This is a genomic window from Psychromonas arctica DSM 14288 (assembly GCF_000482725.1).
GTDB lineage: Bacteria > Pseudomonadota > Gammaproteobacteria > Enterobacterales > Psychromonadaceae > Psychromonas > Psychromonas arctica.
Genome location: NZ_AXWP01000059.1, coordinates 1 through 13,486, shown reverse-complemented (window position 1 = coordinate 13,486; position 13,486 = coordinate 1). Strand labels below are relative to the sequence as shown.

The 13,486-nt window shown below is 37.3% G+C and carries 15 protein-coding genes; 13 read left to right on the top strand and 2 right to left on the bottom strand.

All coding sequences use genetic code 11. The features are described 5' to 3' along the window. Nucleotides 1-239: 239 nt before the first annotated feature. Nucleotides 240-1,745: a flagellar hook-associated protein FlgL gene (flgL, locus tag H592_RS0109250; protein WP_028868524.1), complete on the top strand. Its 1,506-nt coding sequence runs from the start codon at nt 240-242 to the stop codon at nt 1,743-1,745. Nucleotides 1,746-1,840: 95 nt separating this feature from the next. Here flgL and rrtA read toward each other — a convergent pair whose 3' ends face one another. Continuing rightward, nucleotides 1,841-2,449 carry a rhombosortase gene (gene rrtA, locus H592_RS0109245; RefSeq protein WP_028868523.1) on the bottom strand — a complete coding sequence of 203 codons (609 nt, stop codon included), beginning with the start codon at nt 2,447-2,449 and terminating at the stop codon, nt 1,841-1,843. A gap of 32 nt (nt 2,450-2,481) precedes the next feature. On the opposite strand from rrtA, the gene H592_RS0109240 reads away from it, so the two are divergent. The 3 genes from H592_RS0109240 (at nt 2,482) to H592_RS0109230 (ending at nt 4,047) form a co-directional block, all read left to right on the top strand. After that, nucleotides 2,482-3,099, top strand: a complete 618-nt coding sequence (locus H592_RS0109240; protein WP_028868522.1) for a tRNA-uridine aminocarboxypropyltransferase — start codon at nt 2,482-2,484, stop codon at nt 3,097-3,099. Continuing rightward, entirely contained in the window at nt 3,099-3,515 is a 417-nt protein-coding gene (gene arfB, locus H592_RS0109235; RefSeq protein WP_028868521.1) for an alternative ribosome rescue aminoacyl-tRNA hydrolase ArfB, read from the top strand. Before H592_RS0109240 ends, arfB begins: the two co-directional genes overlap by 1 nt. A 244-nt stretch (nt 3,516-3,759) precedes the next feature. Beyond that, the gene (locus tag H592_RS0109230; RefSeq protein WP_028868520.1) at nt 3,760-4,047 is read left to right on the top strand and encodes a hypothetical protein; all 288 of its coding nucleotides are present in this window, start codon (nt 3,760-3,762) and stop codon (nt 4,045-4,047) included. 109 nt (nt 4,048-4,156) lie between these two features. Here the strand turns inward: H592_RS0109230 and H592_RS0109225 are convergent, their stop codons facing one another. Next, the gene (locus tag H592_RS0109225) at nt 4,157-4,792 is read right to left on the bottom strand and encodes a carbonic anhydrase (protein ID WP_028868519.1); all 636 of its coding nucleotides are present in this window, start codon (nt 4,790-4,792) and stop codon (nt 4,157-4,159) included. A gap of 105 nt (nt 4,793-4,897) precedes the next feature. On the opposite strand from H592_RS0109225, the gene H592_RS0109220 reads away from it, so the two are divergent. From H592_RS0109220 to cydX, 9 genes are all read left to right on the top strand, one after another. Beyond that, entirely contained in the window at nt 4,898-5,839 is a 942-nt protein-coding gene (locus H592_RS0109220; RefSeq protein ID WP_028868518.1) for a LysR family transcriptional regulator, read from the top strand. 276 nt (nt 5,840-6,115) lie between these two features. Further along, nucleotides 6,116-6,637 carry a crossover junction endodeoxyribonuclease RuvC gene (gene ruvC / locus H592_RS0109215; RefSeq protein WP_028868517.1) on the top strand — a complete coding sequence of 174 codons (522 nt, stop codon included), beginning with the start codon at nt 6,116-6,118 and terminating at the stop codon, nt 6,635-6,637. An 80-nt stretch (nt 6,638-6,717) separates the two neighbouring features. After that, nucleotides 6,718-7,605 carry an EamA family transporter RarD gene (rarD, locus tag H592_RS21915; RefSeq protein WP_037071455.1) on the top strand — a complete coding sequence of 296 codons (888 nt, stop codon included), beginning with the start codon at nt 6,718-6,720 and terminating at the stop codon, nt 7,603-7,605. Between the two features lie 94 nt (nt 7,606-7,699). After that, nucleotides 7,700-8,323, top strand: a complete 624-nt coding sequence (ruvA, locus tag H592_RS0109205) for a Holliday junction branch migration protein RuvA (RefSeq protein ID WP_028868516.1) — start codon at nt 7,700-7,702, stop codon at nt 8,321-8,323. Nucleotides 8,324-8,449: 126 nt separating this feature from the next. Further along, nucleotides 8,450-9,457 carry a Holliday junction branch migration DNA helicase RuvB gene (gene ruvB, locus H592_RS0109200; RefSeq protein WP_028868515.1) on the top strand — a complete coding sequence of 336 codons (1,008 nt, stop codon included), beginning with the start codon at nt 8,450-8,452 and terminating at the stop codon, nt 9,455-9,457. 335 nt (nt 9,458-9,792) lie between these two features. Then, nucleotides 9,793-10,068, top strand: a complete 276-nt coding sequence (locus H592_RS23940; protein WP_156916100.1) for a hypothetical protein — start codon at nt 9,793-9,795, stop codon at nt 10,066-10,068. Between the two features lie 135 nt (nt 10,069-10,203). After that, nucleotides 10,204-11,763: a cytochrome ubiquinol oxidase subunit I gene (locus tag H592_RS0109195; RefSeq protein ID WP_028868514.1), complete on the top strand. Its 1,560-nt coding sequence runs from the start codon at nt 10,204-10,206 to the stop codon at nt 11,761-11,763. A 9-nt stretch (nt 11,764-11,772) separates the two neighbouring features. Beyond that, complete coding sequence (gene cydB / locus H592_RS0109190; RefSeq protein ID WP_028868513.1) at nt 11,773-12,912, top strand: cytochrome d ubiquinol oxidase subunit II; 1,140 nt, start codon at nt 11,773-11,775, stop codon at nt 12,910-12,912. 13 nt (nt 12,913-12,925) lie between these two features. Beyond that, nucleotides 12,926-13,081, top strand: a complete 156-nt coding sequence (gene cydX / locus H592_RS23260) for a cytochrome bd-I oxidase subunit CydX (RefSeq protein WP_051369107.1) — start codon at nt 12,926-12,928, stop codon at nt 13,079-13,081. Nucleotides 13,082-13,486 lie beyond the last annotated feature (405 nt).

Here is a 13,486-nt window from a genome sequence, read left to right as displayed (position 1 = left end):
ATTGGATGATAGTGCTAATATAGTCTATTTGAAGCCGTTCTTTAAAAGGTAACTTTATTTTTTAACTCTTTTCAAAGTAGCAGTATCCGTTATTTATACGGTGATCCTTTTTAATCCTTCGTATAATCATTAAATTACCCTCTTTACTTTTTTTAAGTTTTTATTGCTATTCTGGCGTGATTTTTGCATTTTAATTAAATAGGTGAGCGTAAAGCTCAAAAGGAAATCAGAGAGGCTGTATGCGAATTTCATCACAAATGCTTTTTATGCGTAATACTAGTTCATTAATGTCACAACAATCTAAGTTAAGTGACCAAAATCTGCATATGGCGAGCCAAAAACGGGTTATTCATGGTAGTGATGATCCAGTTGCTATTGCCACCATACAACGCTTAAAGCAAGATATTTCCGTAGGCGAACAATTCATTGAAAATGGGCAAATGGCCGAGTCCGCTAACAAGTTGGTCGATACCGCATTAACGCAAAGTACTAATATTTTGCAAAGAACACGCGAATTGATGGTGAGTGGTAGTAATGGCACTATGAATGAGGCAAATCGAGAAGCTATTGCCGTTGAGCTTGAAAATTTACGTGATGAGTTGATGGGGGTTGCTAATACCAAAGATGGTAATAGCCAATATATCTTCGCAGGCTTTGACGTGAACACGCAACCTTTTCAAAAAAATGAGTTTGGTGAAGTTATATATCATGGAGACAGTGGTGAACGAGACTATAGAGTAGGCTCTGGAGTATCGATTCAAGGTAATGATTCTGGATCTAGTGTTTTTATGAATATCGCTGAAGGCAATGGTACTTTTGTTTCTGAAGTTGGTGGCGATAATACAGGGGGGGGAGTGCTCAGCTCAGGTAATGTCATAGATGCAAACGCTGCGCGTGGTTTCTTAGATCAAGATTATACCATTTCAATTTCGGATAATGCAGGCGTTCCTGAGTATTCTGTTTATGGATTAAAAGAGAATGCTGTCTCGGGCAGCGCTACGATTAAAATTAACAGTATTGACTTAACTGATCCAGATATTTCAACTGTTGATCCTGATGTGAATATCTCTTATGACATTAAGTTTGTAGAAACTTCGGTGGGTTCTAATATTTACAATGTTACCCTTAATGATGAGCAACCGACTCCGTTAAAAACTTATAATGCAACTGCTGTCAATGAATATAGCGAAGCGCAAGACTTTGAAATAAACGGTATCAAATTTGAAGTTAATGGTCTTCCTGATGATAGTGATAGTTACGCGCTAACCAAGTTTGTAGAACCAACACCCTATGAAGACGGTAAAGCGATTACATTCAACGGCATTAAAACTGAGCTTAAAGGAGATGTAGTTGCTGAGGATTCTTTTACGTTACGCCAAAGTGAAGAAAAAGATATTTTTGCAACGCTACAGAACTCTATTGATGCTTTACGCATCCCTGGTACCGATAAAACGGCTGAGGCTGCACGTAATAGTGCATTCAGCAATTCATTGTTACAAATTGATGGTGCGATGGATAACGTAATGAGTACACAAAGCTCAGTGGGCGCTCGATTAAGAACCATTGATAATCAACGTGAGTCAACATTGGACTTTAACTTGACCGCTCAGACTACGTTATCCAGTTTAGAAGACTTAGATATGGCGGCGGCGATCAGTGAATATCAAGAACAATATAGTATGTTAGAGGTTTCTCAAAAAACCTACGTACAGCTACAACAACTAAGTTTGTTTAACTTGATATAAAATTTGAGCGATAATTAGCATAGATAATGATAACGCCATTCTGCTAAGCAAAGGTTTTCGCTTATCGCTTTTATTTTCTTATTATTGTTTGCCTATTATTTGTTACTTTTAACACTATTTTTAGCATTATTTTGCCGTAATGAGCATTTTTTCCAGAACGGCATCATTAAAAAATATAGAATGCCTGCAATCGCGCCATACAAGTGAGCATTTACTAATACTGTGGCGGCAATTAATGATTCGGTCATAAGTGAAGGGCCGTTGAACTGTTCAAAGGCAATTTTAATTAGAAAGCCTACCGCCAAAATAAGGCCCCATTTGTCTGCTTTTTTTAATTCATCGCAAACCCCGATTGCAAATATTGCATGCAATACCCCTGATAAACCTACATACCATTGTAAGTCCGGTTCTAATAAAAATAAGCAGGTACTAATAAAAAGGGCGCTAAAGAGCGATGCTGCTAACAAAGAGATTTTTTTAAACGTTTCTAAAAATAAAGTACTCACTACCACTAACCCAACAGCGTTAAGTAAAAAGTGGTAACCGTTCGTGTGGCAAATATGTGCCGTTAGTAAACGCCACCATTGGCCCTTTTCAATGCCGCTGTGATAATATGCAAACCATTGATGGCTATCTGGTTGTAAAAAAAAGACCAACAAGCAGAGTGTCAAAATAATAGCGTTGTTAAACAAGACTGAACGCATTAATAAAACCTTAAAAGAAGTTGAAACATTAAATGAGTAAAAGAGCAATTTGCTGTCAATGCAATAAAGCATTGTCTGCGTGTATTTGTGCCTCTATTTGTGCGCTTGATAATCAACACTTTTTGCATATTTTGCAAGACCCAAGTGAGCAAAATAAAGCCATTGGAACAGCTCGAATTTTAGACTTATCTTTATCGCGAGTAAAACTGAGCACGGGTGATCTGTTTGACCCCACTGACTTTGATCTTGATAATACTTTTTTAGTCTTTCCTGATGATCAAGCTCTTTCGCTGCCAACATTACAGGAAAGTCAGCAAATAGATGTGAATACGCAGTTTATACTACTAGATGGAAGTTGGAAAAAAGCTTATAAGCTTTTGATGAATAACCCTTTTTTACAAGCTTTGCCTAAAGTGATGATTAATGTCGCAGGGAAAAGTACTTATCGTATTAGAAAGTCACCCCGAGAAGATGGTTTATCCACTGTGGAAGCTGGGTATTATTTATTATCAGAGTTAGAAAATGATGAAAATAAATTTACTCCCTTATTAAATTCATTTAATAAAATGATCGATTTTCAAATTGCGAGTATGCCTGCAGAGATCTATCAAAAGCATTATTTAGACCCAAGTAAAGGAGAAAATGTGTAATGTCATTACAAATATCTGCTGGAGTAGAAATTGCAGACTGGCAATTACAATTAACGGCCATTAGAGCACAAGGTGCTGGTGGACAAAATGTTAATAAAGTTAACTCGGCAATACATTTACGTTTTGATATTAAAAGCTCTACTTTGCCTGATTTTTATAAACAGCGTTTGTTAGCATTATCTGATCATCGTGTGACTGAAGATGGCGTTATTATATTAAAAGCACAGGTACATCGTACTCAGGAAAAAAATAGAGAAGAAGCGTTAGTAAGATTAAAAGAACTTATTTTGAGTGCAGTGAAGATCCAAAAATCACGAAAAGCAACTAAGCCATCTCGCAATGCTAAAAAGCGTCGTGTTGATGATAAGAAACGAGTTGGTAATAATAAAGCGCTGAGAGGGAAGGTGACGGATTAACTGATGAGATGAACGGAGACTTAAGTTTTTAACAAAACAAACGTTCCAAATCAGTTAATTTATTGAATATTGTATATAAATGACATGTCAGGTTTAATTTAATCCTAATTGGGTTTTGACAAAATGTAGCGCACGGAATACTTTAATGAATGGTAAGCATGATAGTTGATATTAGTGCCATAAAATTGCCATTTAGTATTGTTAGTTTATTTTAAAAGAGTTGTTAATTTAAGAAGGAGTAGTTATGTCGTTAATGGGGTTTTATGCACTTCGTAATGAAGATACAGAAGAAGAATACACGTTAGATGCCGATGATTTTATTTGGGAAGATGCCAATCAATCAGGAGAGCAATATCGTTTTATTCATGTCGAGACCGATGAGTTACCTGAAGTGGTTGCCACTTTTGATGTCGATGCTGATGAATTTGTAGTGCAAATGCCGAGCGGCTTTGAAGAGTTAGAAGACGGATTATATATAAATACTAGCAGTGATGATTATGACTCTGATAGTGAATATGGTTACGACGATTAATAACCGTCTGTCTTTTATTGCAGAAAACCATTGTCGTCATTTTAAAAGAGCTGTATTAACAGCTCTTTATTTAAAGCAAAACCAACAGTGTAGTAAAGGTTTATTGGCATTAGCTGATACGAATAAACTCTCCGCTTTTTTCATCTAAAGCACATAATTGAGAGCTGTAAAGGTCATAGCGCCAACCGTGTAATTTTAATGTACCTGCTTGCACACGTTTTTTTATCCATGGGAACGTCATTAAATTATCTAGTGATTGCTTAACCCCTTTTTGCTCACAACAACTGTAGCGACTTGCTTGATCCTTTAATTCAGTATCCGCAATAATATCATCGCGAACATGCTCTAGTTGTAACATCCACTTTGAGATAAAGCTTTTATCGACTTTCTTCCCTGCGCTATCCATCAATGCTTTAATACCGCCACATTGGGTGTGTCCTAAAACAATAATACTTTCAACTTCAAGGTCTGTGACGGCGAATTCTAATGCCGCACTGGTACCGTGAAAATTGTCGGTATCCTCACAGGGGGGAACTAAATTAGCCACGTTACGGATAACGAATAAATCGCCGGGCTCGCAATCTAATATAATGGTCGGGTCAACACGAGAATCAGAACAGCTCACAATTGCTATTTTCGGGGATTGGCCTTCTTCAGCTAATTTAAATAATTGAGCTTGGTTTTTTTGATAGTAACCTTCACGAAAGCGTTGGTATCCTGCAATTAATTTATCAGCAGCAGACATAGGATTTTCCTTATTATTGACATAAAGCTGATAATAGAGGATAAATTACATTAATAAAAATTAATAAATTTTATTTTTATCATAAACAAAGGTTAATGATCTGATATGCGCGCTACCCTCCATCAATTAAAAGTTTTTCGTCAAGTCGCTATTTCTATGAATTATACCAAAGCGGCAGATAAGCTCGGTTTATCGCAACCTGCGGTTAGCATCCAATTAAAACAGTTAGAAAATAATTTGGATATATTCCTATTTGAAAAGATAGGCAAAACGTTATTCCTGACGCCTGCGGGTAAAGAGTTGAAGGTATTCTGTGATGAGTTATTTATTAGTTTTGATAATATCGATATGACATTAAGTGGTTTAAAAGGGGAGTTAGCTGGTGATTTTTGTTTATCTGCTGTGACCAGTGCTAAATACTTTACGCCACATTTATTAGGTGCCTTTCATAAATTACACCCAAAAGTTAACTTTCATCTTGATATTGTTAATCGAGAGCAAATCATTCAACGGTTGCATGAAAATAAAGATGACTTAGTGATCATGGGGTTGATCCCTGAAACAATGGCATTAACTAAATATCCTTTTGTGGATAATCCTATTATTTTAATCGCCAGTCCGCAACATGCTTTAGCTAAATGTAAGCACATTCCATTATCAGAGTTATCAGAGCATGCCTTTATACATCGAGAAAAGGGGTCGGGGACACGTAAAGCATTCGAACAATTTTTAAAAGACAAAAACGTGCCGCTAAAGGTTAATATGACACTTGGTAATAGCGAGACAATTAAACAAGCTGTTATGGCAGATTTAGGTATTTCAGTGGTTTCTAGGCATAGTGTTACGTTAGAGTTAGCGACAGGAATATTGGTCGAACTAAAGGTCGAAGGGTTTCCACTTGTTAGAAGTTGGTATTTAGTTCACCATGAGAGTAAGCATTTATCGCCTATCGCTAAAGCTTTTATTGATTTTGTCTTATCAGCCGAAAAAAATGTGCCGGCATTACGTAATCGATTTTTAGAACAGCATTTTTTTAAAAAAACGTAAACGAACTCTTTATTCTTTAGTCTTTAAATTGTTATTTTTTAAAGCCTTTTGATTGGAGGCCAGCTTATTTTGTTTCTGCCTTTTTTAAGTGGATATTTGACGTCGCTTCAGTCACTATGTTTGCTGTTTTTATTACCTCTGTGAATGAAAAAGGTCTCATAGTCAGTAATGGCTAAGAAAGTTTATAGCTGTGTGATAACTTTTGTGATGGGCGACTTCATTTCAAGTTTAATCGACAAATAATTATAATAAGTGATCATAAAAGGTGGCATAGCGTTGAGTATTATTTTGGGCATTGATCCTGGGTCTAGGATCACTGGATATGGTGTTATCCAGCAAAAAGGCAATCAATGTATTTATTTAGCCAGTGGTTGTATTCGCACTAAAGGCGATACGCTTGCACCTAAGTTAAACATGATTTTTAATGGTATTGCTGAAATCATCCAGCAATATAACCCTTCTGAGTTTGCTATCGAACAAGTGTTTATGGCCAAGAACCCAGATTCAGCATTAAAGCTAGGTCAAGCAAGAGGGGCGGCGATGGTTGCAGCTACTCAGTCTGATTTATACGTGTGTGAATATTCAGCAAGGCAAATTAAGCAAGCAGTAGTAGGCACCGGAGCGGCTTCAAAAGAGCAAGTGCAATCGATGGTGATGCAAATACTGCATTTATCTGGTCGCCCGCAGGCTGATGCTGCGGATGGGTTAGCAGTGGCCATTTGTCATGCTCATACCGCGCAATCTTTAGTTGCAATGGCAGGGCAAGTGAAAAAAACCGTCCGAGGTCGTTTCCGTTAATTGTTAACACTCTATTTTTAACTTTTATCTAACATTAGACTCCCTGTATTTGAGGTTTAACTGCTTATGATCGAGAAAATATGAACAAACTATCTGAATTACAGGTTGGTATTCTATACGCACTAGGTGCTTATTTAATGTGGGGATTTGCACCTGTTTATTTTAAGTACTTAGGGTTTATTCCTGTTTACGAAATTCTCTCGCATCGTGTTATTTGGTCGGTTGTTGTTACTGCTTTATTTATTACTTATTTAAAACATTGGCCTAATGTTTTAGAAGTTGCGTGTAATTATAAAAGTCTGTTGGTATTAACCATAACCTCGTTGCTGATCAGCTGTAATTGGCTTGTTTTTATTTGGGCTATTAACAACGGAAAAATGTTAGAAGCGAGTTTAGGCTATTTTATTAACCCAATTATAAATGTGATGCTGGGGTTAGTTTTTTTAAGTGAGCGCTTATCTCGTATTAAGTGGTTTGCTGTTTTATTAGCTTTTATTGGGGTAAGTGCGCAGGCTTGGCAAGTAGGCGAATTACCTTGGGTATCATTAGTACTGCCAATCAGTTTTGCTTTTTACGGTTTATTGCGTAAAAAAGTTAAAGTAAAAGCAATCACTGGTTTATTCATTGAAACCATGGTGGTTTTACCTGTAGCGGCTTTTTATTTAATGGCAATGACAGACAGCGATACTTCAAATCTACTCCTTAACACATGGTCACTGAATTTATGGTTAATGCTTGCTGGCGTAGTGACCGCATTACCGTTGATCTTTTTTGGTCAAGCGGCTTTACGTTTACCCCTTTCAACACTAGGTTTTTTCCAATATTTAGCACCTTCATTATTATTTTTGTTTGCTGTACTTGTCTACGATGAACCGATCTCTTTTATTAAAATGTTTACCTTTGCTTGTATCTGGTTTGGTATCGTCGTGTTTGTTTTTGAGAATAAATTAATTAAATGGTTTAAATAAAGCAACAAGCATAAAAAAACACTGGATATTTAGTCAGTTGTTTTTTATGCTTGGGTTTCTTAATTTATTCATTAATTAAAAAGCAGGGAACAGCATGATTGGATTGTTACGTGGTATTTTATTAGAAAAACAACCCCCTGAGATATTATTAGACGTATCAGGTGTTGGTTACGAAATACAATTACCAATGAGCTCCTTTTACCCTTTACCCGCGGTTGGTGAGGAAGCAGTAGTTTATACACATTTTGTGGTCAGAGAAGATGCACAATTGCTTTATGGCTTTGCCGATAAACATGAAAGAGCGATGTTTCGAGAGTTAATCAAAGTGAATGGTGTCGGGCCAAAATTAGCTTTGGCTATTTTATCAGGAATGTCAGCAAACCAATTTGTGCAGTGTATTAATAATGATGCCGTCACTACTTTAGTTAAGTTACCGGGTGTTGGTAAAAAAACGGCTGAGCGTTTAGTGGTCGAAATGAAAGATCGTCTCAAAAACTGGGGTGGTTCTGATTTATTAACACCAGAATCCGATAGATTATCACTCACCAATGACTTTGAAAGTACCTTTGTTAGTGGTAATGCAAAAGATGAAGCAATCAGTGCCTTAATCGCACTAGGGTATAAACCGGCAGTGGCAGAAAAAACTATTCAACAAGTTTACCAAGAGGGGATGGATTGTGAGGCACTTATTCGTAGTTCGTTAAAAAATATGATGTAAATACCTTCGCTACCCGTCTATTATCTTTTTAACTATTGTTTATTATTAACAGCTAGTTTTAATAGTCACTGTTAATCGTTTTTTAGCTTAGCCATTATTTTATCTTAATCACTAACAGAGTAATTCATGATTGAAGAAGATCGCCTTATTTCCGGTACGCAAAAGATCGATGATAATTTAATAGACCGAGCCATTCGTCCTAAATTATTAGCGGATTATGAAGGTCAGCCGCAAGTGAATGCACAAATGGAAATTTTCATTGAAGCTGCTCGACAGCGTGATGAAGCGTTAGATCATTTACTTATTTTTGGCCCGCCAGGCTTAGGTAAAACCACTTTATCGCATATTGTTGCTAATGAACTTAAAGTTAATATTAAAACCACCTCCGGGCCTATTTTAGAAAAAGCAGGCGATTTAGCGGCACTATTAACTAATCTTGAAGAAAATGATGTGTTATTTATTGATGAAATACATCGTTTGAGCCCGGTGGTTGAAGAGATCCTCTATCCTGCGATGGAAGATTACCAGTTAGATATCATGATTGGTGAGGGCCCTGCAGCTCGCTCTATTAAGTTAGATTTGCCGCCATTTACCCTGATCGGTGCAACAACGCGTGCGGGTTCATTGACTTCTCCGCTGCGTGACCGTTTTGGTATTGTGCAACGTTTAGAATATTATGACCTCAAATCATTAACCAAAATAGTTATGCGCAGTGCTTCACATTTACAATTAGTGATGGACGAGTTGGGGGCTGTTGAAGTTGCACGTCGTTCGCGTGGAACACCACGTATTGCAAATCGTTTGTTACGCCGAGTTCGAGACTTTGCCCAAGTTAAAAAAGCCGCTGTGATCAATGACGACATAGCGAAACAAGCCTTAGACATGTTAGAGGTTGATAACGAAGGTTTCGATTATATGGACCGTAAATTATTAATGGCGATTCTAGACACTTTTCAAGGTGGTCCTGTAGGCTTAGATAACTTAGCGGCAGCGATTGGTGAAGAAAAAGAAACCATTGAAGATGTGTTAGAACCTTATTTGATTCAACAAGGTTTTTTACAACGTACTCCACGAGGACGAATTGCTACTAATCGTACCTACTTACATTTTGGTTTCGATAAACCTGCAATATAGATCAATGTCTTAATTCATCACCTACTTTTATCTGCATATTGAAATCGATTAAATCAATATTAATATGCAGGTTACTTTAATGCTTCCTGTCGTTTCCTATGCCTATTTCACAATTCTTATTTATTTATTCATGATCACACTTTTAGCTTGATCGAGATCAATATAAACAGTATAAATAACGTACTTAACTTTGTAAGTTATTGATGTTAAAGCAGTGTTGCTTGCATGTTGCAGCTTGGTTAATGGATTGATGTGTTGAGCTATTGTTGTTACATTAACTTAACAAGCTAGCCTGATATTTATTTTTAGTGTGTTAATTTTAAAGGTCGTGGAAAATGCTTAAAAATATTTTGCCTCAAAATAGAATTTTTTCTATCCCTTTGATTAGAAAATTAACCGCTGCATTAATAACTAAAAAAGTGGCTTTTATAACGCTTAACCGATCCTATTTTTCTATTTTAATTTTCGTTTTTTTTAGTGCATCAATGAGAGCAGCTAGCCAATCTTGCACAATATTCAGCAATGCTGTTTTAAATAATGTTTTTTATACTCTCTTTTTCTCTTACATTCGTTCTGTTATTTCAATACATAATCGACTAAATAGCGGTTAATGCGCTGTTTCTTAAATACTAATTTAGACATTAAGCGGTTTTTATAGCTCAGCTTAATAAGCAAAAATTTACCACCATAAAATTTATACATTAATAATTTTACACATTAATAACTTATAAGCTTAGGAGAATACAATGGACGATCTAGTTGATCTATCCCGGTTTCAATTTGCGATGACCGCGATGTATCACTTTTTATTTGTGCCTTTAACCCTTGGGTTAGCTTGGATGTTGCTGATCATGGAGTCACTTTATGTGATGACTAGCAAAGAAATCTACAAAGACATGACTAAGTTCTGGGGCAAGTTATTTGGTATTAACTTTGCACTTGGGGTTGCTACTGGTCTTACAATGGAATTCCAGTTTGGTACTAACTGGGCTTATTATTCGCATTATGTGGGAGATGTGTTTGGTGCTCCGCTGGCTATTGAAGGCATGATGGCCTTCTTTTTAGAATCGACCTTTGTTGGTTTATTCTTTTTTGGCTGGGATAGGCTTTCTAAGTTACAGCATTTAGCTGCTACGTTCTTAGTCGCTTTTGGTTCAAGTATGTCGGCATTATGGATTTTGATTGCCAACGCTTGGATGCAAAACCCGGTTGGTGCAGAGTTTAACTATGAAACCATGCGTATGGAAATGAACAGCTTTGTTGACCTTGTATTTAACCCAGTTGCACAAGTTAAGTTCGTACATACGGTGGCTTCTGGTTATGTTGCCGGTGCCATGTTTGTATTAGCAATTAGTTCATATTATTTATTAAAAGGGCGTGATATTGCATTTGCTAAGCGCTCGTTTGCCATTGCTGCTGCGTTTGGTACTGCAGGGATCTTGTCTACGATCATTCTAGGTGATGAAAGTGGATATGAAGTCGGTGATATACAAAAAGTTAAGCTTGCTGCAATAGAATCGGAATGGGAAACACATCCAGCTCCTGCTTCTTTCACTCTCATTGGATTACCTAATCAAGAAGAGCAACGTACGGATTATGCACTCAAAATACCTTATGCATTAGGTATTATTGCTACTCGTTCTATTGACGAAGAAGTAACGGGTTTAAAAGACCTGATGGCAGAACATGATACTCGTATTCGAACTGGTATGGTGGCTTATTCGTTATTAGAAAAAATAAAAGCTGGAGATGATACGCCAGAAAATGTTGAAGCCTTTAATCAAGTCAAAGAGGACTTAGGTTATGGCTTATTGTTAAAAAGGTTTGCACCTAATGTTGTTGATGCAACGGAAGAGCAAATTAAAATGGCAGTGGATGACAGTATTCCAGGTGTCACACCTATGTTCTGGTCATTTCGAATCATGGTCGGCAGTGGTATTGCTATGTTGTTTATTTTCTTATTCGCCTTTTATCAATCAGCGAGAAATAAAATTGGCCAAAATAAAATATTCCACCGTATTTGCCTGTACAGTCTGCCACTCCCTTGGATTGCGATTGAAGCAGGTTGGTTTGTTGCTGAATATGGTCGTCAGCCTTGGGCGATTGCTGAAATATTACCAACTCACATGGGGACATCGTCTGTTTCAGTAGAGCAAGTTTGGTTCAGTATTATCTCTATTGCATCGTTTTATACCGTACTGTTGGCCGTTGAAATGTTCTTGATGTTCCGTTTTGCACGCTTAGGTCCAAGTAGTTTAAAAACTGGACGTTACCATTTTGAACAACTCGAAAACAAGCAAGGATAAGGATAAATTATGTTTGATTACGAAACGTTAAAAGTCATTTGGTGGGGATTGATCAGCGTGCTGTTGATTGGTTTTGTTATAACCGATGGTTTTGATATGGGCGTGGGTGCATTGCTTCCTGTAATAGGTAAAACAGATCAAGATCGTCGAATTATGATTAATAGTATTGCGCCACATTGGGAAGGTAACCAGGTTTGGTTAGTGTTAGCCGCAGGGGCAATTTTTGCCGCATGGCCAGCGGTTTATGCAACTGCATTTTCCGGTTTCTATGTTGCGATGATGTTGACTTTATTTGCACTGTTTTTTAGACCGGTCGGTTTTGATTATCGCAGTAAAATTGCCGATACACGCTGGCGTAGTACTTTTGACTGGGGCATTTTCATTGGTAGTGCTGTGCCTCCAATCATGTTTGGTGTTGCTTTTGGTAATCTATTACAAGGTGTGCCTTTTACTTTAGATGAGTTTTTACGCTCAACATATCACGGTAGCTTCTTTGGGTTGTTAAATCCATTTGCTTTATTAGTGGGTGTATTTACGTTGTTATTGTTTGTATTACAAGGTTCTACTTGGTTACAAATGAAAACAGAGGCGGAAATCCGCGAGCGGGCGAGAATGGTGAGTCTCATTGTTGCACCTCTTGTTGTTAGTTTATTTGCAATATTAGGTTTGTGGTTAGCAAAAGGGGTTGACGGTTATGTACTGACGTCAATGATTGATAACAACGGTCCAGCCAATCCATTACTTAAAACAGCGGTAACAGAATCTGGTGCATGGTTAGCGAACTATGAGAAATATCCACTCGCGATGATCGCACCTGCTGTTGGTTTGTTATTCCCATTATTGGCTTGGTTTGCTAGTAAAAAAGATTATAGCGGCAGCGCATTTACTTGCACTAGTGTAGGTATTATTGGTGTGTTATTGACCTGTGGACTCAGCATGTTCCCGTTCATCATGCCTTCTAGCCTAGACCCAAGTGCAAGTTTGACGGTATGGGATGCTGTTTCAAGTGAATTCACATTAAATATTATGACCATTGCAGCGGCGATCTTTATACCAATCATTCTGCTATATACAGGGTTTGCTTATTTAAAAATGTTTGGACGTATTGGGATTGCCCATATGAAAAAAAACAAACATTCAGCGTATTAATTAGGAGTTTATTATGTGGTATTTTGCATGGATTTTAGGTGTTTTATTAGCATGTTCATTAGGCATTATTAACGGTTTGTGGTTAGAGCAAGTCGAAACTAATGAGCGTGATAATAAAGAAGGTGAACAACAAAATAAACAATCATCAAACACAAAAATTACAACGTAAATAAATAGATAAAGTCACTCCCGTTAATGGCTGAATTTATTTTTAATATTTTAAAACCCCTGAGAATGACTGTTTTCAGGGGTTTTTTGTTTGCCCAGCAAAGCTGGCAAACCCGCTCACTTGCAAGAAAGTGAGATCACCCTGATTGAGGGGAAGATAATCCGAATGGCAAGGGCGTCACTGGCTAACGGTGGGGTCTGAAGGAAGCCATAGGAAGTTAGAAGTACACAACTAACCGTAACCTGTTTCGGCAGTGTTGGTGGATAAGCGTCCAAAATAGCGCGAAGTCCAATACTCAGTCAGACCAACACTGTGTTTGAGGGTGGTCATTTCTAACAGGGAGTCAGTGTAATAACTGGGGAAGCCTGGCACTGTATCCAAGCATTTGTTTGGACATATTATCTC

Coding starts and splice junctions, on each gene's coding strand:
- flgL (WP_028868524.1), top strand. CDS start 240: ATGCGAATTTCATCACAAATGCTTTTTATGCGTAATACTAGTTCATTA.
- H592_RS0109230 (WP_028868520.1), top strand. CDS start 3,760: ATGTCGTTAATGGGGTTTTATGCACTTCGTAATGAAGATACAGAAGAA.
- H592_RS0109225 (WP_028868519.1), bottom strand. CDS start 4,792: ATGTCTGCTGCTGATAAATTAATTGCAGGATACCAACGCTTTCGTGAA.
- ruvB (WP_028868515.1), top strand. CDS start 8,450: ATGATTGAAGAAGATCGCCTTATTTCCGGTACGCAAAAGATCGATGAT.
- rarD (WP_037071455.1), top strand. CDS start 6,718: ATGAACAAACTATCTGAATTACAGGTTGGTATTCTATACGCACTAGGT.
- H592_RS0109195 (WP_028868514.1), top strand. CDS start 10,204: ATGGACGATCTAGTTGATCTATCCCGGTTTCAATTTGCGATGACCGCG.
- ruvA (WP_028868516.1), top strand. CDS start 7,700: ATGATTGGATTGTTACGTGGTATTTTATTAGAAAAACAACCCCCTGAG.
- cydB (WP_028868513.1), top strand. CDS start 11,773: ATGTTTGATTACGAAACGTTAAAAGTCATTTGGTGGGGATTGATCAGC.
- H592_RS0109220 (WP_028868518.1), top strand. CDS start 4,898: ATGCGCGCTACCCTCCATCAATTAAAAGTTTTTCGTCAAGTCGCTATT.
- rrtA (WP_028868523.1), bottom strand. CDS start 2,449: ATGCGTTCAGTCTTGTTTAACAACGCTATTATTTTGACACTCTGCTTG.
- arfB (WP_028868521.1), top strand. CDS start 3,099: ATGTCATTACAAATATCTGCTGGAGTAGAAATTGCAGACTGGCAATTA.
- H592_RS23940 (WP_156916100.1), top strand. CDS start 9,793: ATGCTTAAAAATATTTTGCCTCAAAATAGAATTTTTTCTATCCCTTTG.
- cydX (WP_051369107.1), top strand. CDS start 12,926: ATGTGGTATTTTGCATGGATTTTAGGTGTTTTATTAGCATGTTCATTA.
- H592_RS0109240 (WP_028868522.1), top strand. CDS start 2,482: ATGAGTAAAAGAGCAATTTGCTGTCAATGCAATAAAGCATTGTCTGCG.